Here is a 25,635-nt window from a genome sequence, read left to right on the forward strand (position 1 = left end):
CAGCCGGAACCTGCCTCGGGCCTCAGTGCTCCGCCAGAAACTTCTCGGCATCCAGCGCCGCCATGCAGCCCATCCCGGCGCTGGTGACTGCCTGCCGGTAGATGTGATCCGTCAGGTCCCCTGCGGCGAAGACCCCGGGGATCGCGGTCCGGGTGCTGCCCGGCTCGACCACGACATACCCCCCGGAATGCAGCGGCAGCTGATCCTTCACCAGCTCCGACGCAGGCGCATGCCCGATCGCCACGAAGAACCCGTCGCAGGGGATCACCCGCTCGGCCCCGGTCTTCACGTTCTGAACCCGCACGCCCGTCACCCCCAGCGGAGCCTCGGTCCCCAGGATCTCGATCACCGCCGTATCCCAGACGACTTCGATCTTCGGGTTCCTGAACAGCCGGTCCTGCATGATCTTCTCGGCCCGGAAGCTGTCGCGGCGGTGGATCACCGTCACTTTCGACGCGAAGTTGGTCAGGAACAGCGCCTCTTCCACCGCCGTGTTCCCGCCTCCGATCACCACGACCTCCTTGCCGCGATAGAAGAACCCGTCGCAGGTGGCACAGGCCGACACCCCGAAGCCCTTGAACTTCTCCTCGCTGGGCAGCCCCAGCCACTTGGCCTGCGCCCCCGTCGCCAGGATCACCGCATCCGCCGTATAGGTCGTCCCGCTGTCGGCCTTCGCCGTAAAGGGCCGCTCGGACAGGTCCAGGCTGGTGATGTAGTCGCTGATGACCTCGGCCCCCATCGCCTTCGCGTGCTCTTCCATCCGCACCATCAGATCGGGGCCCTGCACCGAATGGTCGCCCGGCCAGTTCTCGACCTCGGTCGTGATGGTCAGCTGGCCCCCGGGCTGCAATCCCTGGATCAGGATCGGATTCAGCATGGCCCGCGCCGAATAGATCGCCGCCGTATAGCCTGCCGGGCCAGAGCCGATAATCAGAACCCGTGTATGCCGCGTGTCGCCCATGTTGTCCCTCGCCTGTCGCACCCCGATATAGCCATGCTGTCCGGGGCCGGAAAGCCCCCGCATGTCGGCCATTCCTTCGCTGCAAAGGTCAAGTCGATATGCTTTCTTGCGCAATGTTGAAACATTATTGCGCAGGTGCCGCCCCGGGCGTAAGTAAGGCGGGGAACGGAGGCACCATGGTCACGCACAAGCTCGATCCCATCGACCGCCAGATTCTGGCCGAACTCCAGGCCGATGGACGCATGACCAACGTGGAACTGGCCAGCCGCGTCGGCATTTCCGCGCCCCCCTGCCTGCGCCGGGTGCGCGCGCTGGAGGATCAGGGTTTCATCCGCGGCTACCACGCCGACGTCAATGCCCGGGAACTGGGCTTCGAGGTGCAGGTCTTCGCGATGGTCCGCCTGAACAGCCAGGCCGAGGCCGATCTTGCCGCCTTCGAGGCGCGCTGCCGGGCCTGGCCCCTGGTCCGCGAATGTCACATGCTGAATGGCGAGATCGACTTCATCCTGAAATGCGTCTCGCCCGATCTGTCCACCTTCCAGAGCTTCCTGACGGAAGAACTCTTGCGTGCGGATCATGTGGCCAATGTGAAGACCAGTCTGGTGATCCGCTGTGCCAAGGACGAGCCGGGCCTGCCCTTCGATGTGCTCGAGGCGCGGCTCGCCAGGAACGCCTGAGCCTTGGCCGCCGGGCAGGGCAACCGCCCGCCGGACGGCCGCAGCGCCCCCGTTTCAGCGTGCGGCGTCGCTGACTTGCCGGGTCGCCGATTTCAGCCGCAGGGCAAAGCCCTTCTGGCCCGCGACCATCGTCCGTCCGGTGGTCTGACGCGCGGTCGCACGGGCGACCACCCGGCCGTCGCTTGCATCGCCCACGGTTTCCAGGATCGACAGGATCCAGCGGCGCTTGGTCTTCATCTGGATGATCATCGGCTTCCCCATCGCATGCCAATCGATTGAGGAAAGTCTGGCGGGCGATTGCGGCGGTGTTGGGGAAGAACCTTGCTGCAATCCGATCATTTCAGCCCCCGCCTTGCCACATCAAAGTCTAATTGTGGAAATCAACCTGCCGTAGTCTGCCTCTCCCGCATGGGTTGTGCGGCGGAAGGAATAGAAACGGTCGGGATCGCGATAGGTGCAATGGCCGGTCCATTCGGCATGACCTACCCCGGCCTCGCGCAGACGGTATAGACCGTAGCCCGGCAGATCGAACAGCAGCCGGTCGCCGGGGCCGTTGGCGAAGAACCGGGTGCTCGCCTCGTCCTCGGCGCGGAAGCGGTCGAAGAACTCGGGGCCGACCTCATAGGCGGCCTGGCTGATCGTCGGGCCGATGACGGCGGTGATCCGCGACCGTCGCGCGCCCAGGGTCTCCATCGCCTCCAGTGTCGCCTCAAGCACGCCATCGACCGCCCCGCGCCATCCCGCATGAGCCGCCCCGATCACGCCCGCCTCCGGGTCGGCGAACAGCACCGGCTGGCAATCCGCCGTCAGCACCGCCAGCAGCAGGCCCGGCGTCGCCGTGACCAGCGCATCGGCCTCGGGCCGGATCGCCAGCGGCCCGGTGACCGGCAGCGCCCGGGCGGAATGGACCTGATGCACCGTCACCAGCGCTTCGGGGCCCAACCCCATCGCCTCGGCCACCCGGGCCCGGTTGATCGCGACGATCTCGGTCTGGTCCGATGAGCCCGTGCCGCAGTTCAGCCCGGCGAAAATGCCCGAAGAGGCCCCACCCCGGCGCGTGAAAAAGCCGTGCCGGGCCGGAAGGGCCTCCGAGGTGATGATATCCAGCGTCGATTGCATCAGGTGAATCCGGGTGGCGGCGGGGCGCCGGCCGAGGTGATCGCCAGCACCTTGAACAGCGAACCCATTTCTTCGGGATGGGTCAAGCGGCGATGCGCGGCCCGGTGGCTTTCCAGGCGCTCGCCGCTCAGACCCTGCGCCAGCCGCTCGGCCCGGGCGTCGATCCCCAGGCGGGTCAGCACTGCGCCCTGGCTGTCATAGGCGAAGGCTGGGGCCAAGGCGGCCAGCGGCTCGAAATCGACATGCGCCGTCAGGTCGGCTTCGCCGGGATGCGCCAGCGGATCGTCGAAGGCATGCTGTCGCAGCGCCTGCAAGGTGTCGCCCTGCGACCGCCAGCCGCCGTAGTCGATCCAGTAGGCCACCCCGCCATGCCGGGCCAGCCTTTGCGCTGCGACGGCAACGGCAAGGCGGGCCGGAAGATTGTCCTCGACCAGCACCCCGTCCCGGGCCTCGCGGAAGGCTGGCGTCCGGGGAACCTGGGGCAGCCCTGCGGACAAGCCGAAGGCAAGAGCGTCGTCGCGCAGTCCGACCAGCCGCTCGTGCCAGCCGTCTGGCCCGCGCTGAAACTGGCGGATCGGGAGGGCATCAAGAAATTCGTTCGCCACGAGGAACAGCGGGCGCTCGGGCAGATCGTCGATCCGGTCCAGCCAGAGCGGCGCATGACCTGACAGGGTCTCGCCCTGCACCCTGCGAAGGGCGGGCGAGGCTTCGATCAGCGTGATCCGCGCCCCCGCATGGAACCCCGGCACCCCCCGCGTTGCGCGCAGGATGTCGGCCATCAGCGTCCCCCGGCCGGGACCCGCCTCGGCCAGCGTGAACGGGGCGGGCGCGCCCCGGTCCAGCCAGGCCTGCGCCAGAGCAAGCCCCAGAAGCTCGCCGAACATCTGGCTGATCTCCGGGGCGGTGGTGAAATCTCCTGCCACGCCAAAGGGATCGCGCGTCGTGTAATAGCCGTGGACGGGGTGCAGCAGACATTCTGCCATGTAGTCTGACACCGTGATCGGCCCCGTCTCACGGATGCGCTCGATCAGAAGTCGGGCGAGGGGGGTCATCTTTCCCGGGCGCGCAGGACGAAGAACAGGCCCACGACGATCATCGGCAGCGACAGCAGCTGGCCCATGGTCAGCCCCCAGCCGCCCCAATGCAGCGCCAGCCCCACCGGGTTGCCCTCGCTCACGAACTGCGCATCCGGCTGGCGTACGAATTCGACCAGGAACCGGGCGATGCCGTAGCCCGTCAGGAACACCCCCATCAGCGCACCGGGCCGCCGGAACCAGCCCCGGCGGAACGCCAGCCAGAACAGGACAAGCGCCAGCAGAAGCCCCTCCAGCGCCGCCTGATACAGCTGGCTCGGGTGCCGGGCGCAAAGTCCGATCACCCCGGGACAGGTCTGCGCCGCCGCGCCGGGGAAGATCACGCCCCAGGGCAGGTCGGTCGGACGACCCCAAAGCTCGGCGTTGATGAAATTGGCGATGCGCCCCAGCATCAGCCCGACCGGGGCCGCAACCGCCAGCAGGTCCCCCATCGGCAGCAACGGGATCCTTTCGCGGCGGCAGAACCAGATCGCGGCGATGACCACACCGGCGAACCCGCCGTGAAAGGACATGCCGCCCTCCCAGACCTTTACGATCTGCAAGGGATCGGCCAGATATGTGGGAAGGTCGTAGAACAGCACATAGCCCAGCCGTCCCCCCAGGATCACGCCCAGGATGATCCAGGTCAGCAGCCGCTCCACCTGTTCCGCGGTCAGCGGCGGCTCGCCCACCCAAAGCCGGGGGGTGCGGATGGCCTTCAACACGATCCACCAGCCGAACAGGATGCCGACGATATAGGCCAGCGCATACCAGCGCAGCGCGATCTCGTGGCCGAACAGCTCAAAGGAAACCAGGTTCGGCGATATGTCGGGAAACGGGATCATGTCGGCCCTCTGCGGTTTGTCCGCTTGTCGCGTCGGGGGCCGGTGAAGTCAACCGGCGGCGACATCGCAGCGCCTTGCCCTGCTGCCGGGGCGGGGCCATATAGGGAAAGCGATCAGGAGGTGTCCGATGCAGACCCGCAACAAGTTCTTCGACGACATGAGCCAGCTCATGACCAATGCGATGGGCGTGGCCCAGGGCGCCAAGACCGAGGCCGAGACCGCGATGAAAAGCTGGATCGACCGCTGGATGGCCGACCGCGATTTCGTGACGCGCGAGGAATTCGACGCCGCGCGGGCGATGGCCCAGAAGGCCCGCGAGGAAAACGCGGCTCTCGAGGCCCGGATCGCCGCACTCGAGGCGGCGCTGGCCAAGAAGAAGTGACGCAGCCTCGGGCGCGGCGCGGACCTCATCCCGCCCCACCCGCGACGAGCCGCCGAAAGCGCACGACATGCAGCGCCAGTCAGGCCCGGATCAGCCGGAACGCCGCCGAGGCGCCCCACCCGGCCAGCGCGGCCAGCACCAGCGACAAGAGCCCGTAAAGCAGCGGCTGCTGCTGCGCGAGATTGAAGATCCAGCGTTCCAGCCCTTCCTTGCGAACGCCGATGATCCGCTCCTGGCTGGCGATCACATGCTTGTTGCGCAGAAGGAACAGACGCACCTTGTATTCGCCCTCGGTCAGGTTCGAAGGCAGGACGATGTCGGTGCGGAACAGCGTCTCTTCCGTCAGCTCGACCTTGCCCTCAAGAATCCGATAGCGGCCCTCGTTCGTCCGCACCCGCAACAGCGCCAGGATGAACTCTCCCGCCTTGTCGGCCTCGCCGGAAATGCCGATCGCGCGGATCACCCTCTCGATGGTGATGCCGTAGCGCAGGTTGTCGGTGTCCGACAGGATGTGCTTCAACGGCCCGCTGGTGGCTACGGCGTAAAAGCTGGGCGCGCTGTCGACATGGACCGCGGCGGTGTTCACCCAGATCCCTGCGACCCGGCCCTTGCGCCGCACCGACACCGGGGTCGACGGCCCCTCGACGGTGACGATCACTTCCAGCGGTCCGCCTTCGGGCGGCGGAGCATCGCGTTTGACCGCGCCGTAGATCAGGATTTCCGATCCGTCGAAATCGGCGGTGATCGACACGCGGTTCTGGCTCATCCCGGCGACGATCGCCTCCTGCGCGGCGGCAGGGAACGCAAGCAGCATGGCCAGGACAGCTGCGCGGATCACGGCAGGGCCCCGGTGACAGAATAAAGCTCGCTCGGCGTGACCAGCAGGTCGACGGCGATGCGGATGGCCACGGTCAGCACCAGAAGCGACAGGAGGATCCGCAACTGCTCGGCCTTCAGCCGCACGCCGACGCGGGTGCCGATCTGCGCGCCGACCACGCCTCCCAGGATCAGCAGCAGCGCCAGCATCATGTCGACGGTCTGGCTGTTCACCGCATGCATCACCGTGGTGAAACCGGTCACGAAGATGATCTGGAACAGCGAGGTGCCGATCACCACCTTGGTCGGCATCCCCAGCAGGTAGATCATCGCGGGCACCAGGATGAACCCGCCGCCGACCCCCATGATCGCCGACAGGAACCCCACGGCCGCCCCGATCAGGATCGGGGGGATGACGCTGATGTAAAGCCCGCTGGCCCGGAACTTCATCTTGAACGGCAGCCCATGCACCCAGGAATGGACATGCGCCCGGCGGACCGGTGCGCCGGTCTTGCGCGATCGCAGCAGGCTCCGCAGGCTTTCCTGGAACATCATCGCGCCGATCAGGCCCAGGAACAGCACATAGGACAGCTGGACGAACAGGTCGATCTGCCCTAGCCGCGTCATGATCCCGAAGACCCAGACCCCGATGGCCGAGCCGATGATGCCCCCGGCCAGCAGCACCCAGCCCATGGCGAAGTCCACGCCCTTGCGCCTCAGCTGCGCCAGCACGCCCGAGATCGACGAGGCGACCACCTGGTTCGCGCCCGTGGCCACGGCGACGGCGGGCGGGACGCCGATGAAGAACAGCAAGGGCGTGATGAGGAACCCGCCGCCCACGCCGAACATGCCCGACAGGAACCCCACGATCCCGCCCAGCCCCAGGATGAGGAAGGCATTGACCGAAACCTCGGCGATGGGGAGGTAGAGCTGCATCTGGGGCGGCTATCGGTCCAAGAAGCGAGGCAGGGGCAAAGCGACGGGATGTTCAAAGGGTTGCGCGGCTTTGCCGGCGAAGTCAAACGCCCCGATGTCTCAATGCCGTGAGCGCAGGAATTCCCTCAGGATGCGTTCCAGTTTTGCCGCACCCAGGGGCGCCATGGCCTTGGTGTGCTCGTGGCTGATCCTTTCGTCCGACATGCCGGCGGCCATGTTGGTGATGGTGGAAATCGCCGCGACCCTCAGCCCCAGGAACCGCGCCAGGATCACCTCGGGCACGGTGGACATGCCGACTGCATCGCCGCCCAGCAGCTTCAGCATCCTGATCTCTGCCGGGGTCTCGAAGGACGGGCCGGAATACCAGCAATAGACGCCTTCCGGCAGGTCGATCCCTTCGGAGGTCGCGGCGGCCTTCAGGGCTGCGCGGAGGCCGGGGTCGTGGGCATCGGTCATCGGCACGAAACGCGCATCGGTCTTCTCGCCGATCAGCGGGTTCAGGCCGGAAAAGTTGATGTGGTCGGACAGAAGCATGACGCTCCCCGGCGGGATGTCGGGGCGCATCGACCCCGCCGCATTGGTCAGGATCAGGCTTTCCGCGCCGAGCGCCTTCAGCACCTGCAAGGGCAAGAGCATCGCACGCGGATTGCCGCTTTCATAATAGTGCTCGCGCGCGCCGAAGACCGCGACGCGGACACCCTCCAGCCTGCCGATGTGGAGGTTCGGATTGTGGCCCGAGACGCCGACATGCGGAAAGCCGGGCAGGTCGGCGTAGGGAATGGCAACGCCATCCACCGCATGGGCCAGATGGCCGAGGCCCGACCCCAGGATAAGGCCCAGAGCCACGGGTTCGTCCCCGGCGCGGTCGCGGATCAGGCGGGCAAGGGTTTCGGCATCGGACATCGGGTCGCCTCTGGCTGGCCGGAGAAGCGGAGGGTTTCACACCCCCCGCACCCCCCGTGGGATATTTGCGGAAGAGAAAGACGATTTTCGTCGAAGTGTCAGCGTTCCTTCACATAGGGTTCGCCGCCCGCGCGGGGCGGGATCGCCTTGCCGATGAAGCCGGCCAGCACGATGACGGTCAGGATGTAGGGCAGGGCCTCGATGAAGGACACCGGCACCTTCACCCGCACGATCCCTTCCACAATGTCCGGCCGTGTCGCCAGCGCCTGGAAGAATCCGAACAGCAGGCAGGCCCACATCGCCTGCACCGGGCGCCACTTGGCGAAGATCAGCGCGGCAAGGGCGATGTAGCCGCGACCCGCCGTCATCTCCTTGCCGAAGCCCGCCTGAAGGGCTGTCGCCATATAGGCACCGGCAAGGCCGCAGAGGACGCCCGTCACCATCACCGCCGAAAAGCGCAGGCCCGCCACGCTGACCCCCGCCGTATCGACCGCCGCCGGGTTTTCCCCCACCGCGCGCAGCCGCAGGCCATAGCGGGTGCGGTAAAGCACCCACCAGGTCAGCGCGACGATGGCGAAGGCCATGTAGACCAGCACCGAATGGCCCGAGATCACCTCGGCGTAAAGCGGGCCGATCAACGGCACCGGGCGCAGGGCCTCGGCGAAGGGCAGGGTCAGCTCGCCGAACCGCGCCGCTCCGGTCAGCGGCGGCGTGCGCCCGCCCTGGCCGAACAGCGCCTGCGCCGTCAGCACCGTCAGCCCCGAGGCCAGGAAGTTCAGCGCCACCCCAGCGATCAGCTGGTTGCCGCGGAAGGTGATCGACGTGACCCCATGGATCAGCGCAAAGATCAGCGACCCGCCGATCCCCGCCAGCGCGCCCAACCAGGCGCTGCCGGTGTAGAAGGCCACCGCGCCCGCGCACATCGCGGCCACCAGCATCTTGCCTTCCAGCCCGATGTCGAAGACGCCAGACCGTTCCGAGTAAAGCCCGGCCAGACAGGCCAGCAGAAGCGGTGTGGCCAGCCGCAGGGTGGAATCGAGCAGTTGCAGCAGCGTTGCGTAATCCATCACGCGGCCTCCAGTCTGGACGTGCGGAAAAGGGCGAAGATGCGCACCAGAAGCATCCGCACCATCATGTCCAGCGCTCCGGTGAACAGGATCACCAGACCCTGCACCACGGTGCGCAACTCGATCGGGATCTTGGTCCAGAGGCCCAGCTCGGCCCCGCCCTGGAACAGGAAGCCGAACAGCAGTGCCGCCAGCACGACCCCGATGGGATGGTTCCGCCCCATCAGCGCCACCGCGATGCCGATGAACCCCGCGCCCGAGGCCGAGTTGCCCAGCAGGCGTTCGGCTTCACCCATCACGTTGTTGATCGCCATCAGCCCGGCAAGTCCCCCGGAAATCAGCATGGCGATCATGATGATCTTGGTCGGATTGATCCCCGCATAGCGCGCCGCCGGTTCCGACTTGCCGAAGGCGCGGATCTGGTAGCCCAGCCGCGTGCGCCACAACAGAAGCCAGACCACCACCGCCATCGCCAGCGCGATGAAGAAGGTGACGTTGGCCGGCACGCCGGACGTGAAGATCAGGTTCAGGCCCGGAATCTCGTTGAAACTCGGCAGATGCGTCGCGGGCGGGAAGTTCGCCGTGGCCGGGTCCATCTTGCCGGGGGGGCGCAGCACATCGACCAGCATGAAGATCATCAGACTGGCCGCGATGTAGTTGAACATGATCGTGGTGATGACGATATGGCTGCCGCGTTTCGCCTGAAGGTAGGCCGGGATCGCCGCCCAGGCCGCCCCGAACAGCGCCGCCCCCAGCGAGGCCGCGACCAGCGCGATCGTCCAGTGCGGCCAGGGGATGAACAACAGCGTCAGCGCGACGCCCAGCCCCCCCAGTTGCGCCTGCCCCTCGCCGCCGATGTTGAACAGGCCCGCGTGGAAGGCGACCGTCACCGCCAGCCCGGTGAAGATGAAGCTGGTGGCATAGTAAAGCGTATAGCCCCAGCCATAGGCGTTCATCACGCTGCCCTGCACCATCACCGTGATCGCCTCCCACGGGTCCTGGCCGATGGCGACGATGACCAGGGCCGAGATGATCGCGGCCAGCGTCAGCGACACGAAGGGGACAAGGGCCACATCGGCCCAGCGTGGCAAACGGTCCATCAGGCGGCCTCCTTCCCGGCGACACCGGCCATCAACAGGCCCAGTTCCCGTTCATCCGTCGTCTCGGGGTCGCGGAAGCCCATGATCCTGCCGTCGAACATCACCGCGATGCGGTCGGACAGGCTCATGATCTCGTCCAGCTCGACCGAGACCAGCAGGATCGCCGCGCCTGCGTCGCGCAGGGCGATGATCTGGTTGTGAATGAACTCGATGGCGCCGATGTCCACCCCCCGCGTCGGCTGGCCGATCAGCAGAAGGGCCGGGTTCTGCTCCATCTCGCGGGCCACCACGATCTTCTGCTGGTTCCCGCCCGAGAAGGACTTGGCCGCCAGCGTCGGGATCGGCGGGCGGATGTCGAACTTCGCCATCTTCCGTTCAGTGTCGGCACGGATCGCGTCGTTGTCCATGAAGAGCCGCGACTTCTGATATCTGGGATCGTTGAAATAGCCGAAGGCCACGTTCTCCCAGGCGGTGAAGTCCAGGATCAACCCATGATGATGCCGGTCCTCGGGCACATGCGCGATGCCCGCGCTGCGGCGGCTTTGCCCGTCCGAACCCGCGCCGGACAGGGGCAGCACCGCCCCTTTCAGCGTGACCGACCCGGTCGCCACCTGCATCCCGCCCAGGGCCGCCAGCAGCTCGGACTGGCCGTTGCCCGCCACGCCCGCAATCCCCAGGATCTCGCCCGCGCGGATTTCGAAACTGACGCCCTTGAGCCGCTCCACCCTGTGCTCGTCGCGCACCCGCAGGTCCTTGACGGACAGGACGACCTCCCCCGGCCTGGCGGCCCCCTTCTGCACTTCCAGCAGGACCTTGCGGCCCACCATCAGCTCGGCCAACTGCTCGGGCGAGGTCTCGGCGGTCTTCACCGTGGCCACCATCGTGCCCCTGCGCATGACGCTGACATTGTCCGTGGCCTCCATGATCTCGCGCAGCTTGTGGGTGATCAGGATCACCGTCTTCCCCTGATCCTTCAGCCCCTTCAGGATGCGGAACAGGTGGTCCGCCTCGTCCGGGGTCAGCACGCCCGTGGGCTCGTCCAGAATCAGGATATCGGCTTGCCGGTACAGCGCCTTCAGGATCTCCACCCGCTGCTGATGGCCCACGGACAGGTCCTCGATCAGCGCGTCGGGGTCAACCTCCAGCTCGTAGTCCCGCGCCAGCCGCTCAAGTTCCTTCCGCGCCTTCGACAGCGAGCTGTTCAGCATCTGGCCGTCTTCGGCACCCAGGATGATGTTCTCCAGGACGGAAAAATTCTGCACCAGCTTGAAGTGCTGGAAGACCATGCCGATCCCGGCGCGGATCGCGCTCTGGCTGTCGGGGATGGGGGTCAGCTGGCCGTTGACGAAGATCTGGCCCGCGTCGGCCTTGTAGAAACCATACAGGATCGACATCAGCGTGGACTTGCCCGCGCCGTTCTCGCCGATGATGCCGTGGATCGTGCCCTTCGGCACCGCGATGTTGATGTCCCTGTTCGCCTGCACCGGACCGAAGGCTTTCGAGATGCCCTTCAGTTCGATGGCATAAGCCGGATCCGCCATGTCTTCCCCCTTGTCGGCCAGGGCACCCGCCGCTTGCGGCGCGGCTTTTCGGGGTGCTCTTGCTAAAATGCCGCGCCAGAGGTCTGGCGCGGCATCCTTCGTCTCAGGCTGTCAGCCGATCAGAACGAGGCAGCCGGGCAGGTGTTGTCCGACATGTAGTCGTGGACCACGATCTCGCCCGACTTGATCTTCGCCGCGGCCTCATCGACCTTGGCCTTCATCTCCGGAGTCACCAGCGAGGCGTTGTTCTCGTCCATCGCATAGCCGACGCCATCGTTCGCCAGCCCCATGACGTTGATGCCGGGGGTCAGGTTCTCGCCTTCCTTGAAGGCCTCATAGACCGCGTTGTCGACGCGCTTCAGCATCGAGGTCAGGACCTTGCCCGGATGCAGGTAGTTCTGGTTGCTGTCGACGCCGATCGAGAGGATCCCCTCGTCCGCCGCCGCTTGCAGTACGCCCACTCCGGTGCCGCCGGCGGCCGCATAGATCACGTCGGCGCCTTGTGCTTTCTGGCCCTTGGCCAGCTCCGCACCCTTCACCGGGTCGTTCCAGGCGGCCGGAGTCGTCCCGGTCATGTTCAGCACGACCTTGGCATTCGGATTGGCCGCCAGCACGCCCTGGGCATAGCCGCAGCCGAACTTGCGGATCAGCGGGATGTCCATGCCGCCGATAAAGCCGACGGTGCCGGTCTTGGTGGCCAGACCCGCCATCATGCCGACAAGGTAGGAGCCTTCATGTTCGTTGAAGACGACCGATTTCACATTCGGCTGGTCCACGACCATGTCGATGATCGCGAACTTGGTATTCGGGAAGTCCGGGGCGACCTTGTTCAGCACGTCGCCGAAGGCAAAGCCGGTCATCACGACGGGGTTCGCGCCCGCTTCGGCCAGACGACGCAGCGCCTGTTCGCGCTGGGCCTCGTCCTGCATCTCCAGTTCCTTGTAGGTGCCGCCCGTCTCCTTCGCCCACCGCTCGGCGCCGTTGAAGGCGGCCTCGTTGAACGACTTGTCGAACTTGCCGCCCAGGTCGAAGATGATCGCCGGCTCGGCCGCCGCGACGCCCGACAGAAGGGCGACTGCCGATACGGCCCCGGCGAGGGATTTCATAAGGCTCATGGGTGTTCTCCCGGTTGATACAACACTTCTCCCGCCCAGTCCGCCGGTTTCCCGGTCGCGGGCGAGGTCTGGCGTTGATTAGCGACAAAGCCTCGATGGGGGTCAAGCCAGATTCGCGTGTGATCGGCAAAAACCTGACTCGTTGGTCAGGAAGGTCTAGGCCCCCACTGCAACCGCCAGATCGCGTTGCAGGACCAGAGCGTCGATCGCTGGCCCGCCCGGTGTCTGGTAATAGCCCTTGCGCCGCCCCGCTGCGGTGAACCCCGCAGAGTCGTAAAGCGCCAGCGCCGCGCCATTTTCGGCGGAAACCTCAAGAAAGGCGCGCTCGGCGCCGCGCAGCCGGGCCTGATACAGAAACCGCGCGACCAGCCTGCGGCCAAGGCCCCGGCGCCGGGCCTCAGGCTGGACGGCGAGTGTCAGAAGCTCGGCCTCGCCCGCGACCGCCCGGCCCAGAAGAAAAGCCGCGTCCGCCTCGACCAGAAGAAAGCACAACGGGTCGGACAGGAGGCCGCTGAAATCGGCAGCACTCCACGGGGCAGGAGTGCGGAAACACCGGGCATGAAGCGCGGCCAGCGCCTCGGGCGTCACGGCAGAATCACCGGCGGCGGGTCTGCGGGCGGGACAGCGTCGGCCCCGCGCAGGTAGAACGGGGAAGGGCGCGGCTGCGGGCTGGCCGCCCGTTCGGCGCCGATGCGGGCGATGGCCTCGACCAGCGGCATCGCCGGGGGCAGGGCGCCCGGACCGGCGGCCGAGCCGGTGGCGGGGCAGGCCGGGACGATCCGGTCGGCCAGATGGGCAGGGCCCGGGCCTGCGGGGGTGAACAGCTGGACATAGACCTGATCGCGCCGCGCGTCCTCGATCACGACCAGCGGGCGCGGCAGGCCGTGGGCCAGCGCCTCCAGCCGGGTCACGCCCACCGCCGGGATCCCCAGACCCAGCGCCAGCCCCCGGGCGGCGGCCACCGCGATCCGCACGCCGGTGAAGTTGCCCGGCCCGGTCCCGACCGCCAGCGCCCTGAGGTCGCGCCAGCCGATCCCGCCTTCGGCCAGCACCTCTTCCAGCAGCGGGATCAGCCGCTCGGCCTGGCCTTTTTCCATCGGCTCCAGCCGCTGGATCACCCGGCCCTGCAAAAGCAAGGCGGCCGCGCAATGCGCGGCCGAGGTGTCGAAGGCCAGGATGGGCAGCAGCACGTCCGTCAGGCCGCCCCGTTACGCAGCAACCGGGCGGACTTCCAGCACTTCCGGGATGTAGTGCCGCAAGAGGTTCTCGATCCCCATCTTCAGCGTCAGGGTCGAGGACGGGCAGCCCGCGCAGGCGCCCTGCATGTGCAGATAGACCACACCCCGGTCAAAGCCATGGAACGTGATGTCCCCGCCATCCTGTGCCACCGCGGGCCGGACGCGGGTGTCCAGCAACTCCTTGATCTGGCGCACCACATCGCCATCCTCGCCGGTGTGCTCGGCATGGCCGCCGCCGTTCGACCCCTCGCCCTCGATCACCGGGGCGCCCGACTGGTAATGCTCCATGATCGCGCCCAGGATCTGCGGCTTGATATGCGCCCAGTCCACATCCTCGGCCTTCGTCACCGTCACGAAGTCGGTGCCGAAGAACACGCCCGTGACGCCGCCCGCCGCAAAGATGCGCCTGGCCAGAGGCGATTTCGCCGCCGCCTCGGCGCTGGGGAAGTCGGCCGTCCCAAGCTCCAGCACGGTCTGGCCGGGCAGGAATTTCAGCGTGGCGGGGTTCGGCGTGGATTCGGTCTGGATGAACATCTGCGATCTCCGACAGGATCAGTCGGATATGCGCTCGCGACCCCCGACTGTCAAGGCAGAGCGCCGCCGCAACCCCGCCGCAAGGTTGAACCGGGGCGGCACAGGCCCCACCTGTCCAAGGCATCACAATGAGGTCCGAATGCTTTACGTCGATATTCCCACCGCGCCCGAATTGCAGAAACTGGTCGCTCATCGCGGCGAGGCATCCGTGTCCTTCTACCTGCGCACCACGCCGGAAACCCAGAACATCGGCCCGTCCCGGACCGAGCTGGGCAATCTTCTGAAGACCGCGGTTGCCCAGCTGGAAGCCGTGGGCACGGAAAAGCGCACCATCTGGCCGATCGAGGAACAGGTTCACGACCTTCTGGACGACGACGACTTCTGGAAATTCCAGGCCAATTCGCTGGCCGTCTTTGTCACGCCCCGCAGTCTGCGGTCGTTCCGCCTGCCGAACCACCTGACCGACATGGTCCAGGTCTCGGACCGGTTCCACATCAAGCCTCTTCTGCGCGCCGTCTCCGTCCAGCAGCACACTTTCGTGCTGGCGTTGGCGGAAAACGAGGTGCGGCTGGTCGAGGTTTTCGCCGACTTGCCTGCGCAAGAGGTGAAGGTGCCAGACATGCCGAAGGACGCGGCCTCGGCCGCCGGGACTGCCAATGTGAACAGTCGCAGCTACGCGCAGCGCAAGGGCGGCGCCGAAGGGCAGAACATCCTGCTGCGCGCCTTCTGCCGCAAGGTCGATGCAGCCCTTCGCCCGGTGCTGTCGGGCCGGTCCGAACCCCTGATCCTGGCCGCGACCGAGCCCCTGGCCTCGATGTTCCGTTCGGTCTCCAGCCATGACCACCTGGCGCCCGAGGGCATCAGGACCAGCCCGGTCCGCATGTCGGCCGCCGAACTGGCCGAGGCAGCGCGCCCGATCCTAGATGCGCTGCACGCCCGGATGATCGGCGACGTCCACGCGCTGTTCTCGGCCCGCGAGAACGAGGGCCGCGCCACGACCCAGATCGCCCGCGCCGCCCGCGCCGCGACGTTCGGCGCTGTCGACACGCTTCTGGTCGACATCGACGAGGTGGTGCCCGGCACCGTGGACGAGACCACCGGCGAAGTGACCTTCGAGAAAGAGGAAAGCGCCATCAGCTATGGCGTGGTGGACGAGATCGCGGGCCGAGTGCTGGCCTCCGGTGGGCGGGTGCTGGCGGTGCGGCGCGACGACATCCCGCAGGGGGCCTCGCTGGCGGCCATCCTGCGCTATGCCATCTAGACCTGCTCCCCGGCCGGGACCGCCCGGCCGGGGCTGGTCGTGCCGGTGTCAGTCCCGGTCGGACCCCCAATAGGCATACATCTGCTCGATGGCAGTCAGGGGCCTCAGGGTGCGTACCGGGACCGGTGTGGCATCGGCCTTGTAGTAGGGCGCGGTTTCGGGCGCGACGGGCGCGGCAACCCCGCGACGGAATGGAATGACAGACATTGCATGAGCCTTTCACGTCAAGGCTCCTCCCATGCCGCCAAGATAGGACAGCAGGCCGACCGACCCAAGGGCTTGTTCCGCAAGGCTGCGTTGCTTGCCCGTCATGCGTGTGGTTTGCCTACCAGATCAGCACGATGCCCGCATAAATCAGCAAGGCGCCGATCACGCAGGCCACGGCCAGTGAGCCAAGGTCCTTGGCGTCCTTTGCCCAGGCCGACCAGCCCGGCGACAGGTGATCGACCAGCACTTCGACTGCGGTGTTCAGCGCCTCGATGGCGATCAGCACCAGACCCAGCGCGATCAGGCCCGCGATCTCGGGCAGCGTGGCCCCGAAGACGATGAAGGCCACCCCAAGCGCCAGGATCAGCAGGACCTCCTGCCGGAAGGCGCTCTCCCGCGCCAGCCGCTTCAGGCCCGCTGCCGAGTAGCCCGCCGCGGCAAGGAAATGCGCCACCCCCGACTTGCGCGGGGGCTTTTCCCGAACTGCCATGACTAGCCCGATACCGGGCGGCAGGTGGCTGTCAGATCCAGGCTTTCGTCCCTGGCCGAGGTCGACACATCCAGCATCCCAAGCACCGTCGAGAACATGTTGTCATGGCTGACCGGGGTCTTGGCCGTTGCCTCCAGGCAGCCCCCGTCAAGCGCCAGACTGGCACGGAACCGGTCCGACATCCAGATCACCATCGGCACCTTGGTCTGATAGTCCGGCGCCATGAAATAGGGCGTCCCGTGCAGGTAAAGCCCAGCCTCGCCCAAACTCTCGCCATGGTCGGAGACATAGTACATCGCCGGCACCACCCGGGCAGAGGCTTGCAGCAGGTCGATCACCTGCGCCAGGAACCAGTCGGTATAGGCGATGGTATTGTCATAGGCGTTGACGATCTCTTCACTGGAACATTGCGTCAGCTCCGGGGTCTTGCAGGCCGGGGCGAACAGTTCCCGGTCGGCCGGATAGCGCAGCCAGTAGCTCGGCCCGTGGCTGCCGATCTGGTGCAGGACGATCACGGTGTTCCTGGTGATCGTGTCGGCCTTTTCCTGAAGAGCCTTCAGGAACACCGCGTCGATGCATTCCGGCTGGCAGAACTCTGACCCTTCCCTGGCCGTCATCGTGCGTGGTCGGACCTTCAGGCGGGCGCCGATGTCCTTGTCCCCGGTGTTGTTGTCCCACCATTCCACGTCGAAGCCTGCATGCATCAGCACGTCCAGCAGGTTCTCGTGCGACAGCCCGCCCTCGTAGGAATAGTCGTCCCGGGTCAGGGGCGAGAACATGCAGGGCAGCGAGGTCGCCGTGGCCGTCCCGCAGCTGGTGGCATCGGGATAGTAGATGATGTCGCGTGCCTTCAGCTCGGCGTTCGTCTCGCGCTCGTAGCCCTCCAGCGACCAGTTCTGCGCCCGCCCGGTCTCGCCTGCGACGATCACCATCAGGACGGGCTTGTCCACCTTGGCAAGATAGGGCCCCGGCGCGGCATCGCGGCCGGTCGGCTGCACCACGATCTGCGTCGACTTGACCATCATCTTGGCATAGCGCAGCGCCCCGCCGATCGGCGCCAGCGGCTGGACCGCACCCATCAGCTCCTTGTCGGCGCGCAGCACGGTGGAATAGGCCTTCAGGTTGGTGAACAGAAGGCCCACCAGGAGCGCCGCCGAGACTGCGGCGACCGCGCCGGCTCCCATCGCGGCCCGCAGGATCGGAGCCCGCCGGACCCGCACCCACAGCACCAGGGCCGACGGCAGGACGCCATAAAGGATGACATGGCCGATGAAGTTCAGGGTGATGAGATGCTTCGATTCCGCGAAGGTCGTGGTCATCGCGTTCTGGATCATGTCGCGGTCGACCACGACGCCCAGCACGTCGACGTAATAGGACGTGACCCCCGCGATCATCAGAAGCGCCACCAGCACCGGCTTCTGCGCGCGCCGCAGCGCGAGGATCGAGATCACCAGAAGCATCAGCGCCCAGACCGCCCCGGCAAAGACCAGCGCGGTCACCGTGCGGCCTTCGAAGATGCGGAACAGATGCCCCCAGAAGGTCGCGTTGCACAGGGCCATGAGATAGGTCGCGACAAGGACATTCAGCAGGGCAGGGGAAAGTGCGGGGCGGCGGCCGAACAGGGCTGCCCTTGGGGCGGTGGTGGTCATGCAGGAATCCCGGGACACGGGCCTGACGCGGCCCGGTCTGTCATATACCTGTTACCTTGCCGCGTTGCAGTAAGCTATAGCTTACGTCGCGCCGACTGGCCCGGGGCGTCGGCGCTTTCTTGCCGAAAGCGCAGGCCTTCTCAGGTGATGCTTTCCAGCCGTTCCTTCGACAGGTCGCCCGGCACGATGGTGATCGGGATCGGCAGCGTCCCGGACGTGCGGGTCAAGGCCGTCACCAATGGCCCCGGCCCCGACTTGTCGGACCCCGCGCCAAGGACAAGGATGCCGATCTCCGGGTCTTCCTTCACCTGCGCCAGGATTTCGTTCACCGGATCGCCCTCGCGGATGACAAGCTCGGGGTTCACGCCCTGCTTGTCGCGCATCCACTTGGCGAAGACCTCGAAATGCGCCTCGATCCGCTCGCGCGCCTCGGCCCGCATCAGGTCGGCGACGCCCATCCAGGTCTGGAACTCTTCCGGCGGGATGACCGACAGGATCGTCACCCCACCCCCGGTATGCGCCGCCCGCAGCGCGGCAAAGCGCATGGCATTCAGACACTCGCGACTGTCGTCCAGCACGACGAGGAATTTCCGCATGATGCTCCCCTTTGGCGGCCGGATCATGGCAGGGCGGGCAGGGGTAAGGCAAGCGTCAACCGCGCGGCCTATGGCCGGGCAGACAGGGCCAGCACCTTGGGATACAGCCGCCACAGCGTCAGCGTGCGCGCGGCGTTCATCACCATCAGCGCGGCCCAAAGCCCATGGTTGCCCGCCAGCGGCACCAGCACGGCCAGCGCCAGAGCATAGATCGCCACGCTCGCCAGCATCGCGCGCAGCATGTCCCCGGTCAGCAGCGCACCGATGAAGATGCCGTCGTAGATCCAGGCCGCCACCCCGATCAGCGGCGCTACCACAAGCCACGGAAGGTAGGCCCGCGCCTCGATACGCACCTCCTCCGAAGTGGTCATCAGGTCGATGATGATCGGCCCCGCGGCCGCAAAGACCAGCGCCAGCGCCGCCGCACCGCCAAGGCCCCATTGCATCGTGATCCGCCCCGCCGCCCGCGTATCCGCCAGCGACCGCGCCCCGACAGCCTGCCCGATCAGCGCCTCGGCGGCGAAGGCAAGGCCGTCCAGCGCATAGGCGGTGATCTCCAGGAACTGCATCAGCACCTGATTGGCCGCCAGCGTGACGTCTCCGAACCGCGCCCCAAGGAAGACGAAGGTGGTAAAGCTCAACTGCAACAGGACCGTGCGGCCCATGATGTCCCGGCTGGCCGAAAACATCCGCCGGATGGCGATCCGGTCGCCCAGACGGATGACGGCCTGCCGCAGCGCCGCCCCGAAGGCATCCCGCGCCAGCCACAGCGCCAGCGCCAGCCCGGTCCATTCGGCGATCAGCGTCGCCCCCGCCACCCCCGGCACGCCCCAGTCCAGGCCCAGCACGAACCACAGATCCAGCCCGATGTTCAGCCCGTTCTGCCACAGTTGCAGCACCAGCACCGCCCGCGTCCGCTCCAGCCCGACCAGCCAGCCGGTCAGCGCATAAAGCGCGATGGTCGCCGGGGCGCCCCAGATGCGGATCGCCAGATACTGATGCGCCAGCGCCTCCACCCGGGCCGAGGCCGGGGCCAGCGCGAAAGCCCCGGCGAACAACGCCACCTGCGCCGCCACCAGCGCCAACCCGGCCAGACCGCCGACGATCAGCGCGCGCAGCAGGACCGCCGACCGCTCGCCCATGTCCCCCGCGCCCTGCGCCTGCGCGGCCAGGCCCGAGGTAGACATCCGCAGGAAACCGAAAGCCCAGTAAAGCGTCGCCAGGATCACCGCGCCGATGCCCACCGCCCCCAGGCTCGCCGGATCGCCCAGCTGCCCGACGACCGCCGTATCCACCGCACCCAGCAGCGGCACCGTGGCGTTCGACAGGACGATCGGCGCGGCGATGCGCAGCACGCGGCCGTGGGTGACGCTGGTCATTTCAGCGTGGAGGGCGGCATCAGGAAATGCCCCGTGGCCTGCGCGAACAGACGCGCGCGGTTGTCCTGCCAGGCCTCGACATGCACCGAGGCATAGCGCCGCCCCGACCTGTTGACCCTCGCCCGGGCATAGGCATCGCGCGGCAGTCCCGACCGCAGGTAATCCACCGTGAAATCAATGGTCTTCGGCAGCCGCAGCGGCCCCTCGGGCAGGGCGCCCTCGGTTTCGACCCCGTCCCACAGCGTGCTCCAGGCCAGCTCGATCATCGCGGCGATCTCCAGAAAGGCCGCCGTCGCGCCCCCATGCAGCGCGGGCAGGGCCGGGTTGCCGATCAGGCTATCCTTGAACGGCAGGACCGCCGTCAACTCGTCGCCCCTCCGGTCGAACTCCACCCCCAGAAAGCGGATGTAGGGCACGCCATCGACCAGGGTCCGCAACAGCCCCTCGCGGCGCTGCTTGATGACGTGCAGGGGCTCGCGCGGCCTCATGCCTTGCGCTCCACCGTGAAGGCCCCGGTCGCCATCGCCACAGGGCGGCTCTCGTCGTCATCGGTCGCCACCGCGCGGACGAAGGCGACGGAGCGGGTGACATGGTGGCACTCGGCCCGGGTGCGGATGGTCTGGCCGGGCGTGGCGGGGCGCATGTAGTCGATCCGCAGATCCAGCGTCGCGGTTGAGAAACCCGCCTGCGGATGGCTCATCACCGCCGCTCCGCAGGCTGTGTCCATCAGTGCCGAAACCGCGCCGCCGTGGATCACTCCCGTCTCCGGGTCGCCGATCAGTGCGGGATCATAGGGCATGGCGATCGTCGCGCGACCTTCGCCGATGCTTTCCAGCCGCATCCCCAGCGCAGCACTGTGCGGCAGGACCGAAATGAAGTTGCGGGCGGTGTCGGTGGCGTCTGGCATCGGGTCCCTCGTCCGGCATCAAACCGCCGCGACCGGGGGAAGGCAACCCCCCCGAAGCCATTGCACGGGTCCGGGGTGCGTCTTAGGCTGGACCTACAGGAGGACAGCGGATGACCGACAACCGCCTCAGCTTCAAGGAGATGTGCGCCCGGTTCGATGTGACCCCGCGCACCCTGCGCTATTACGAATACATCGAGCTTCTGGCGCCCGAGAAAGAGGGCCGCGCCCGGTTCTACGGCCCGCGCGAGGTGGCGCGGATGAAGCTGATCCTGCGCGGCCGCCGCTTCGGCTTTTCGCTGGAAGAGATCCGCCAGTGGCTCCTCATCTACGGCAAGAAGGGCGAACGCCCGCAGCTTGAAGCCTGGCTGCAACTGGCCGACCGGCAACTCGAGGCGCTCGAGAAGCAGCGCGCCGAACTGGAAAGCTCCATCGCCGATCTGCGCGCCCTGCGCGAAACCGCGGTCGAGGAACTGGCGCGGCTCGAAACCCCTTGATTCGCCCGGTCATGGGGCGCGCGTGCAACCGGACTGCGGCCTGGTGCCCGACAACCGCCTCATGCGCAGCCAGGGTCGCCTTCCCTCTGACTTGCGCACCCGAACTGTCTAAAACTCGCGCTTTCTTCCCGACGGTGATCGCGCGCGGTTTCGGTCAGGCGCGCTGCCGGACGACCATGGTTTCCCGTGCCGTCTCTGTTCAAGTATCTGAAGAAATTGACGTATCCTGCCCAGACATCATCCTGTTCGCGCGCGCCCGCCAGCCCTTCCGGCACGAAAGCCGGGCATACGGCCCTTGGCAGCCCTTCGGCCATCCGGGAACCCGTTAGCCATTCCCTAAGCAATTTTTGAGGTGCTGCTCCCAAGGTTCATCGCGAACGGAGAGGGAACATGTTCCATGATCGCAATTGGCGCAAGCACCGCATTCTCGTCATGGTCGGCACCCGGCCCGAGGCGATCAAGCTCGCGCCGGTCGCGCTGGCCCTGCGCCGCGAACCCGGTGTCCAGCTGACCGTCTGCCTGTCCGGCCAGCACCCGGCCATGGCGCGCGATGCGCTGGCCAGCTTCGGCATCGCCTCCGACACCGAACTTGCCCTCGATCCCTCGGCCACCACGGCCGGGGCGCGCTTCACCGACCTGCACCGCGCGATCTCGGCCCTGCTTGACCGCCTGCCGCAAGAGCGGATCATCGTCCAGGGCGACACCTCGACCGCCCTTGCCGGGGCCATCGCAGGCTTTCATGCCGGGGTCCCCGTCGCGCATGTCGAGGCCGGTCTGCGCACCGGAAACCTTGCCGGTCCCTGGCCCGAGGAAGGTTATCGCCGCATGATCGCGCCGATCGCCGATCTGCATTTCGCGCCCACCGAACGGGCCCGCCAGAACCTTCTGGCCGAAGGGATCGACCCGGGCAGCGTGCATCTGACCGGCAATACCGTCGTCGATGCCCTGATCGCCGTCCGCACGTCCATCGCCAGATCGCGCGCGACCTCGCAGCGGCTGGAGGAATGGCGGCAGCGCATCTCGGGCGGCAAGCCGATCGTCCTGGTCACGCTGCATCGCCGGGAAAGCCACGGCTCGATCCTGACCGGGATCGCCACCGCGCTGCGCGACCTGGCCAGGGAATTCCACGACCATGCCTTCGTCCTGCCTGTGCATCCCAACCCCGCGGTGTCAGGCAGCATCCGCAGCGTGCTCGCCGACCAGCACAATGTCAGTCTGCTCGACCCTCTCGGCTACGAAGCCTTCGTCTATGTGATGAGCTCGGCCTCATTGATCGTCACCGATTCCGGCGGCGTCCAGGAAGAGGCGCCGACCTTCGGTGTCCCGATTCTTGTGGTGCGCAACGAATCCGAACGGCCCGAGGCGATTTCGGCAGGCTTTGCCCAGCTGACCGGAACAGAGCCCGACCGCATCCTGACGGCCGCGCGGGGCATCCTGCGGCGTGGCGGCAGGCCGGACCTGCGGGGCAAGGTGAACCCCTTCGGCGATGGCACGGCATCCGACAGGATCGTGCGGCTGCTTCTGGCCCGGGCCGAGGCAGGCACCACCGCCAGCGCCGATGCGGGCGGTCGTGTCCATGCAAGCCCGTCGGGCCTGTCGGCAGATGTCGGGCGGTTCGTGCAGTAGCGGCCTGAAACGGGACGGGCGGGCCGATCCCCGCCGGCCCGCCCGCCTTTGATCATGCTGTCAATGCGCGAGGAACACCGGAACCTCGGCCGCCTCCAGCATGTTGCGCGTCGCGCCACCCAGGATCGCCTCCCGAAACCGGCTGTGACCATAGGCTCCCATCACAAGAAGCCCGGCGTCGAAATCGCGCAGATGCTGGGCCAGAACGTCCGACACCCGGGGCAGGGTCTTGGCCAGCACCAGCACTTCGGCCCTGACACCGTGGCGCACCAGAAGCTGGCACAAGAGCCCGCCGGGGTCTGACCGTTCCGGGCCATGCGTCGGCGGGTCGATCACAACGATCTGCACGGTCTCGGCCCGGCGCAGGAAGGGCATCGCGCGGCGGGCGGCAACCAGCGCCTCGCGACTCTGGTTCCAGGCGACCACGACCCGCTTGGGCTCGGCCGAAGCCATCCCCTCGGGCGGCACGATCAGCACCGGCGCCATGCCTTCGAAAAGTGCGGCTTCCGTCACCGCCTCGTCCTCGACGGTGCGCGTCTTGCCGTAGGGTCTCGGCAGGATGACAAGGTCCGAATAGCGGGCCCGCGCGGCCACGACATCGGTCAGGGCGCCCAGCTGGGTCACTACCGAATCGACCGACCACCGCAGGGCAGGCTCTTGCGCCGCCATGGCCGCGTTCAGCGCCTTTTCAGTCTCGCGCGCCTCGGTTTCGGCGCGCTCCATCGCCGCAGCGATCATCACCGCGCCCGAGCCGACATAGGTGTAGCCGACCTGGGTGCGGTCCACGCCAAGCGCCAGGCCATCAAGATGGGCGTCCATCGCAACGGCGATCTGGGCCGCAGCGGTTACGGTAGGAAGCAGCCCCTCGGGCGAGGTGGCAACGGTCAGCAAGGACTTGTAGGCCATGGGTGTCTCCCGGATTTGATACTGTCAGGTTGTGGCCGATCCGGCGCTGATGCGCATTGACGCAGGTCAACTTCGCCGCATTGTGGGTTTGACACAGATCATGGCAGGACAAGGTCGCCGCGGCGCAGAAGAAGGCGTCGACGAGACCGGCCCACCTTGGAATCTGGGTATTGTGGCTGGCCAGACAAGACGAAGGGACGCAAACAATGTGGGATTACCTCAAACTGACTGGGCTAGGGCTCGTCGCGGTCTGCGCCGCGATTGCCGCCAACTATGCCCATGACCTCGCCTATCAGGTGAACGCGGTGACCGTGATGCTGGCCGCAGCGCTCGCCTTTCTCTGGGTGCTGCGCACCGCCGGCGATCCGAAGCCGAACCTGCAACACGAATATTTCGACAGCGTGGTTCGTGCCGGAGCCATCGCCACCGCCTTCTGGGGGGCCGTCGGCTTTCTGGTCGGGGTCGTGATTGCGCTGCAACTGGCCTTCCCGCAGCTGAACTTCGAATTCCTGCAAGGCTACGGCAACTTCGGCAGGCTGAGGCCCTTGCACACCAGCGCGGTGATCTTCGCCTTCGGCGGCAACGCGCTCATCATGTCGTCCTTCTACATCGTCCAGCGCACCAGCGCCGCGCGCCTGTTCGGCGGCAGCCTTGGCTGGTTCGTCTTCTGGGGCTGGCAGCTCGTCATCGTGCTGGCCGCCACCGGCTATGTCCTGGGGGCCACGCAAGGCAGGGAATATGCCGAGCCCGTCTGGTACGTCGACATCCTGATCACCGTGGTCTGGGTCGCCTTCCTGATCACCTTCATGGGCACCCTCTTCAAGCGCAAGGAACCCCACATCTACGTGGCCAACTGGTTCCTGCTGTCGATGATCCTGACCGTGGCGATGCTGCACCTGGTGAACAACGCGGCCGTCCCGGTTTCCATCTTCGGCTCGGCGCAGGTCCAGCTTTATGCAGGCGTGCAGGACGCGATGGTGCAATGGTGGTATGGCCACAACGCCGTGGGCTTCTTCCTGACCGCGGGCTTCCTGGGGATGATGTACTACTTCGTCCCGAAACAGGCCGAACGCCCGGTGTTCAGCTACAAGCTGTCGATCATTCACTTCTGGGCGCTGATCTTCCTCTACATCTGGGCCGGCCCGCACCACCTGCACTACACGGCACTTCCCGACTGGGCCTCTACCCTGGGCATGGTGTTCTCGGTGATCCTGTGGATGCCCTCCTGGGGCGGGATGATCAACGGCCTGATGACCCTGTCGGGCGCCTGGGACAAGCTGCGCACCGACCCGATCATCCGCATGATGGTGGTGTCCGTCGGCTTCTACGGCATGTCCACCTTCGAAGGCCCGATGATGAGCATCAAGGCCGTGAACAGCCTGTCGCACTACACCGACTGGACCATCGGCCATGTCCACTCCGGCGCGCTGGGCTGGAACGGCATGATCACCTTCGGCGTCCTCTACTACCTCGTGCCGCGCCTGTGGAACCGCGAGCGGCTCTACTCGCTCAAACTCGTCTCCTGGCACTTCTGGCTCGCCACCATCGGGATCGTGCTCTACGCCTCCTCGATGTGGGTTTCGGGCATCATGGAAGGCCTGATGTGGCGTGAGGTGGACGCGAACGGCTTCCTCGTGAACGCCTTCGCCGACACGGTGGCCGCGAAATTCCCGATGTATGTGGTGCGGGCTGCCGGTGGTGGTCTGTTCCTGACCGGGGCGCTCATCATGTGCTGGAACCTCTGGATGACCGTCCGGGCCCAACCCGCCCGCGTCACCCAGAACTCCGCCGTTCCGGCAGAATAAGGACACAG

Annotated in this window: 29 protein-coding genes; 6 read left to right on the forward strand and 23 right to left on the reverse strand. The window is 66.8% G+C overall.

Features of this window, described 5'->3' with window-relative positions:
• Positions 1–22: 22 nt before the first annotated feature.
• Positions 23–961 (reverse strand): thioredoxin-disulfide reductase, encoded by a 939-nt coding sequence (trxB, locus tag D5084_RS02640; RefSeq protein ID WP_128513998.1) that lies wholly within the window; start codon positions 959–961, stop codon positions 23–25.
• 176 nt (positions 962–1,137) lie between these two features.
• On the opposite strand from trxB, the gene D5084_RS02645 reads away from it, so the two are divergent.
• Positions 1,138–1,638: an Lrp/AsnC family transcriptional regulator gene (locus tag D5084_RS02645; RefSeq protein WP_128513958.1), complete on the forward strand. Its 501-nt coding sequence runs from the start codon at positions 1,138–1,140 to the stop codon at positions 1,636–1,638.
• A 54-nt stretch (positions 1,639–1,692) separates the two neighbouring features.
• Here D5084_RS02645 and D5084_RS02650 read toward each other — a convergent pair whose 3' ends face one another.
• The 4 genes from D5084_RS02650 to lgt form a co-directional block, all read right to left on the reverse strand.
• Positions 1,693–1,899: a hypothetical protein gene (locus D5084_RS02650; protein ID WP_238382501.1), complete on the reverse strand. Its 207-nt coding sequence runs from the start codon at positions 1,897–1,899 to the stop codon at positions 1,693–1,695.
• A gap of 99 nt (positions 1,900–1,998) precedes the next feature.
• Positions 1,999–2,757, reverse strand: a complete 759-nt coding sequence (gene pgeF / locus D5084_RS02655) for a peptidoglycan editing factor PgeF (RefSeq protein ID WP_128513960.1) — start codon at positions 2,755–2,757, stop codon at positions 1,999–2,001.
• Positions 2,757–3,809, reverse strand: a complete 1,053-nt coding sequence (locus tag D5084_RS02660; RefSeq protein ID WP_128513961.1) for a class I SAM-dependent methyltransferase — start codon at positions 3,807–3,809, stop codon at positions 2,757–2,759. Before D5084_RS02660 ends, pgeF begins: the two co-directional genes overlap by 1 nt.
• The gene (gene lgt / locus D5084_RS02665; protein WP_128513962.1) at positions 3,806–4,675 is read right to left on the reverse strand and encodes a prolipoprotein diacylglyceryl transferase; all 870 of its coding nucleotides are present in this window, start codon (positions 4,673–4,675) and stop codon (positions 3,806–3,808) included. Before lgt ends, D5084_RS02660 begins: the two co-directional genes overlap by 4 nt.
• Before the next feature lie 127 nt (positions 4,676–4,802).
• On the opposite strand from lgt, the gene D5084_RS02670 reads away from it, so the two are divergent.
• Positions 4,803–5,057 (forward strand): accessory factor UbiK family protein, encoded by a 255-nt coding sequence (locus D5084_RS02670; RefSeq protein ID WP_128513963.1) that lies wholly within the window; start codon positions 4,803–4,805, stop codon positions 5,055–5,057.
• A gap of 79 nt (positions 5,058–5,136) precedes the next feature.
• Here D5084_RS02670 and D5084_RS02675 read toward each other — a convergent pair whose 3' ends face one another.
• From D5084_RS02675 to D5084_RS02720, 10 genes are all read right to left on the reverse strand, one after another.
• Entirely contained in the window at positions 5,137–5,895 is a 759-nt protein-coding gene (locus D5084_RS02675; protein WP_128513964.1) for a TIGR02186 family protein, read from the reverse strand.
• The gene (locus tag D5084_RS02680) at positions 5,892–6,809 is read right to left on the reverse strand and encodes a sulfite exporter TauE/SafE family protein (RefSeq protein WP_128513965.1); all 918 of its coding nucleotides are present in this window, start codon (positions 6,807–6,809) and stop codon (positions 5,892–5,894) included. The genes D5084_RS02675 and D5084_RS02680 overlap by 4 nt, the downstream gene beginning before the upstream one ends.
• A gap of 99 nt (positions 6,810–6,908) precedes the next feature.
• A complete protein-coding gene (locus D5084_RS02685) occupies positions 6,909–7,712 on the reverse strand; it encodes a purine-nucleoside phosphorylase (protein ID WP_128513966.1) in 804 nt (267 codons plus the stop codon).
• A 98-nt stretch (positions 7,713–7,810) separates the two neighbouring features.
• Positions 7,811–8,779, reverse strand: a complete 969-nt coding sequence (locus tag D5084_RS02690) for an ABC transporter permease (protein ID WP_128513967.1) — start codon at positions 8,777–8,779, stop codon at positions 7,811–7,813.
• Positions 8,779–9,879, reverse strand: a complete 1,101-nt coding sequence (locus tag D5084_RS02695) for an ABC transporter permease (protein WP_128513968.1) — start codon at positions 9,877–9,879, stop codon at positions 8,779–8,781. The genes D5084_RS02690 and D5084_RS02695 overlap by 1 nt, the downstream gene beginning before the upstream one ends.
• Positions 9,879–11,420, reverse strand: a complete 1,542-nt coding sequence (locus D5084_RS02700; protein WP_128513969.1) for an ABC transporter ATP-binding protein — start codon at positions 11,418–11,420, stop codon at positions 9,879–9,881. Before D5084_RS02700 ends, D5084_RS02695 begins: the two co-directional genes overlap by 1 nt.
• A gap of 119 nt (positions 11,421–11,539) precedes the next feature.
• Complete coding sequence (locus D5084_RS02705; RefSeq protein ID WP_128513970.1) at positions 11,540–12,535, reverse strand: BMP family lipoprotein; 996 nt, start codon at positions 12,533–12,535, stop codon at positions 11,540–11,542.
• Between the two features lie 156 nt (positions 12,536–12,691).
• Entirely contained in the window at positions 12,692–13,123 is a 432-nt protein-coding gene (locus D5084_RS02710) for a GNAT family N-acetyltransferase (RefSeq protein WP_128513971.1), read from the reverse strand.
• Positions 13,120–13,722: a tRNA (adenosine(37)-N6)-threonylcarbamoyltransferase complex dimerization subunit type 1 TsaB gene (gene tsaB, locus D5084_RS02715; protein WP_128513999.1), complete on the reverse strand. Its 603-nt coding sequence runs from the start codon at positions 13,720–13,722 to the stop codon at positions 13,120–13,122. Before tsaB ends, D5084_RS02710 begins: the two co-directional genes overlap by 4 nt.
• 21 nt (positions 13,723–13,743) lie before the next feature.
• On the reverse strand, positions 13,744–14,307 hold the full coding sequence (locus D5084_RS02720) for a NifU family protein (RefSeq protein ID WP_128513972.1): 564 nt from the start codon (positions 14,305–14,307) through the stop codon (positions 13,744–13,746).
• Between the two features lie 139 nt (positions 14,308–14,446).
• Between D5084_RS02720 and D5084_RS02725 the strand changes: the two genes are divergently transcribed.
• Positions 14,447–15,568, forward strand: coding sequence for a baeRF11 domain-containing protein (locus tag D5084_RS02725; protein ID WP_128513973.1), 1,122 nt, complete (start codon positions 14,447–14,449; stop codon positions 15,566–15,568).
• 48 nt (positions 15,569–15,616) lie between these two features.
• On the opposite strand, the gene D5084_RS18235 is transcribed toward D5084_RS02725, so the two are convergent.
• The 7 genes from D5084_RS18235 to D5084_RS02755 all read right to left on the reverse strand — a co-directional run bounded on the left by D5084_RS18235 (position 15,617) and on the right by D5084_RS02755 (position 20,796).
• Positions 15,617–15,775, reverse strand: coding sequence for a hypothetical protein (locus D5084_RS18235; protein ID WP_155523089.1), 159 nt, complete (start codon positions 15,773–15,775; stop codon positions 15,617–15,619).
• A 118-nt stretch (positions 15,776–15,893) separates the two neighbouring features.
• Entirely contained in the window at positions 15,894–16,265 is a 372-nt protein-coding gene (locus D5084_RS02730) for a diacylglycerol kinase (RefSeq protein ID WP_128513974.1), read from the reverse strand.
• A 2-nt stretch (positions 16,266–16,267) separates the two neighbouring features.
• Positions 16,268–17,914, reverse strand: coding sequence for a phosphoethanolamine transferase (locus D5084_RS02735; protein ID WP_128513975.1), 1,647 nt, complete (start codon positions 17,912–17,914; stop codon positions 16,268–16,270).
• A gap of 140 nt (positions 17,915–18,054) precedes the next feature.
• Entirely contained in the window at positions 18,055–18,510 is a 456-nt protein-coding gene (locus D5084_RS02740; RefSeq protein WP_128513976.1) for a universal stress protein, read from the reverse strand.
• A 68-nt stretch (positions 18,511–18,578) separates the two neighbouring features.
• Positions 18,579–19,889: an MATE family efflux transporter gene (locus tag D5084_RS02745; protein WP_128513977.1), complete on the reverse strand. Its 1,311-nt coding sequence runs from the start codon at positions 19,887–19,889 to the stop codon at positions 18,579–18,581.
• Entirely contained in the window at positions 19,886–20,377 is a 492-nt protein-coding gene (locus tag D5084_RS02750) for a PaaI family thioesterase (RefSeq protein ID WP_128513978.1), read from the reverse strand. Before D5084_RS02750 ends, D5084_RS02745 begins: the two co-directional genes overlap by 4 nt.
• Positions 20,374–20,796 carry a PaaI family thioesterase gene (locus D5084_RS02755; RefSeq protein WP_149076086.1) on the reverse strand — a complete coding sequence of 141 codons (423 nt, stop codon included), beginning with the start codon at positions 20,794–20,796 and terminating at the stop codon, positions 20,374–20,376. The genes D5084_RS02750 and D5084_RS02755 overlap by 4 nt, the downstream gene beginning before the upstream one ends.
• Positions 20,797–20,906: 110 nt before the next feature.
• Here D5084_RS02755 and D5084_RS02760 point away from each other — a divergent pair, with 110 nt between their 5' ends.
• Both D5084_RS02760 and wecB read left to right on the forward strand, forming a co-directional pair.
• Entirely contained in the window at positions 20,907–21,290 is a 384-nt protein-coding gene (locus tag D5084_RS02760; RefSeq protein ID WP_128513979.1) for a MerR family transcriptional regulator, read from the forward strand.
• A gap of 390 nt (positions 21,291–21,680) precedes the next feature.
• Positions 21,681–22,916: a non-hydrolyzing UDP-N-acetylglucosamine 2-epimerase gene (gene wecB / locus D5084_RS02765; protein WP_128513980.1), complete on the forward strand. Its 1,236-nt coding sequence runs from the start codon at positions 21,681–21,683 to the stop codon at positions 22,914–22,916.
• A 60-nt stretch (positions 22,917–22,976) separates the two neighbouring features.
• Here the strand turns inward: wecB and D5084_RS02770 are convergent, their stop codons facing one another.
• Entirely contained in the window at positions 22,977–23,822 is an 846-nt protein-coding gene (locus D5084_RS02770; protein WP_128513981.1) for a universal stress protein, read from the reverse strand.
• Positions 23,823–24,028: 206 nt separating this feature from the next.
• Between D5084_RS02770 and ccoN the strand changes: the two genes are divergently transcribed.
• Complete coding sequence (gene ccoN, locus D5084_RS02775; protein ID WP_128513982.1) at positions 24,029–25,627, forward strand: cytochrome-c oxidase, cbb3-type subunit I; 1,599 nt, start codon at positions 24,029–24,031, stop codon at positions 25,625–25,627.
• Positions 25,628–25,635 lie beyond the last annotated feature (8 nt).

It is taken from the genome of Tabrizicola thermarum (assembly GCF_003574395.1).
Lineage (GTDB): Bacteria > Pseudomonadota > Alphaproteobacteria > Rhodobacterales > Rhodobacteraceae > Tabrizicola > Tabrizicola thermarum.

Excerpts from the sequence above, each read along its gene's own strand:
- trxB (WP_128513998.1), bottom strand. The coding sequence starts at position 961 with ATGGGCGACACGCGGCATACACGGGTTCTGATTATCGGCTCTGGCCCG.
- D5084_RS02645 (WP_128513958.1), top strand. The coding sequence starts at position 1,138 with ATGGTCACGCACAAGCTCGATCCCATCGACCGCCAGATTCTGGCCGAA.
- D5084_RS02650 (WP_238382501.1), bottom strand. The coding sequence starts at position 1,899 with ATGGGGAAGCCGATGATCATCCAGATGAAGACCAAGCGCCGCTGGATC.
- pgeF (WP_128513960.1), bottom strand. The coding sequence starts at position 2,757 with ATGCAATCGACGCTGGATATCATCACCTCGGAGGCCCTTCCGGCCCGG.
- D5084_RS02660 (WP_128513961.1), bottom strand. The coding sequence starts at position 3,809 with ATGACCCCCCTCGCCCGACTTCTGATCGAGCGCATCCGTGAGACGGGG.
- lgt (WP_128513962.1), bottom strand. The coding sequence starts at position 4,675 with ATGATCCCGTTTCCCGACATATCGCCGAACCTGGTTTCCTTTGAGCTG.
- D5084_RS02670 (WP_128513963.1), top strand. The coding sequence starts at position 4,803 with ATGCAGACCCGCAACAAGTTCTTCGACGACATGAGCCAGCTCATGACC.
- D5084_RS02680 (WP_128513965.1), bottom strand. The coding sequence starts at position 6,809 with ATGCAGCTCTACCTCCCCATCGCCGAGGTTTCGGTCAATGCCTTCCTC.
- D5084_RS02685 (WP_128513966.1), bottom strand. The coding sequence starts at position 7,712 with ATGTCCGATGCCGAAACCCTTGCCCGCCTGATCCGCGACCGCGCCGGG.
- D5084_RS02690 (WP_128513967.1), bottom strand. The coding sequence starts at position 8,779 with ATGGATTACGCAACGCTGCTGCAACTGCTCGATTCCACCCTGCGGCTG.
- D5084_RS02695 (WP_128513968.1), bottom strand. The coding sequence starts at position 9,879 with ATGGACCGTTTGCCACGCTGGGCCGATGTGGCCCTTGTCCCCTTCGTG.
- D5084_RS02700 (WP_128513969.1), bottom strand. The coding sequence starts at position 11,420 with ATGGCGGATCCGGCTTATGCCATCGAACTGAAGGGCATCTCGAAAGCC.
- D5084_RS02705 (WP_128513970.1), bottom strand. The coding sequence starts at position 12,535 with ATGAGCCTTATGAAATCCCTCGCCGGGGCCGTATCGGCAGTCGCCCTT.
- D5084_RS02720 (WP_128513972.1), bottom strand. The coding sequence starts at position 14,307 with ATGTTCATCCAGACCGAATCCACGCCGAACCCCGCCACGCTGAAATTC.
- D5084_RS02725 (WP_128513973.1), top strand. The coding sequence starts at position 14,447 with ATGCTTTACGTCGATATTCCCACCGCGCCCGAATTGCAGAAACTGGTC.
- D5084_RS18235 (WP_155523089.1), bottom strand. The coding sequence starts at position 15,775 with ATGTCTGTCATTCCATTCCGTCGCGGGGTTGCCGCGCCCGTCGCGCCC.
- D5084_RS02730 (WP_128513974.1), bottom strand. The coding sequence starts at position 16,265 with ATGGCAGTTCGGGAAAAGCCCCCGCGCAAGTCGGGGGTGGCGCATTTC.
- D5084_RS02735 (WP_128513975.1), bottom strand. The coding sequence starts at position 17,914 with ATGACCACCACCGCCCCAAGGGCAGCCCTGTTCGGCCGCCGCCCCGCA.
- D5084_RS02740 (WP_128513976.1), bottom strand. The coding sequence starts at position 18,510 with ATGCGGAAATTCCTCGTCGTGCTGGACGACAGTCGCGAGTGTCTGAAT.
- D5084_RS02745 (WP_128513977.1), bottom strand. The coding sequence starts at position 19,889 with ATGACCAGCGTCACCCACGGCCGCGTGCTGCGCATCGCCGCGCCGATC.
- D5084_RS02750 (WP_128513978.1), bottom strand. The coding sequence starts at position 20,377 with ATGAGGCCGCGCGAGCCCCTGCACGTCATCAAGCAGCGCCGCGAGGGG.
- D5084_RS02755 (WP_149076086.1), bottom strand. The coding sequence starts at position 20,796 with ATGCCAGACGCCACCGACACCGCCCGCAACTTCATTTCGGTCCTGCCG.
- D5084_RS02760 (WP_128513979.1), top strand. The coding sequence starts at position 20,907 with ATGACCGACAACCGCCTCAGCTTCAAGGAGATGTGCGCCCGGTTCGAT.
- wecB (WP_128513980.1), top strand. The coding sequence starts at position 21,681 with ATGTTCCATGATCGCAATTGGCGCAAGCACCGCATTCTCGTCATGGTC.
- D5084_RS02770 (WP_128513981.1), bottom strand. The coding sequence starts at position 23,822 with ATGGCCTACAAGTCCTTGCTGACCGTTGCCACCTCGCCCGAGGGGCTG.
- ccoN (WP_128513982.1), top strand. The coding sequence starts at position 24,029 with ATGTGGGATTACCTCAAACTGACTGGGCTAGGGCTCGTCGCGGTCTGC.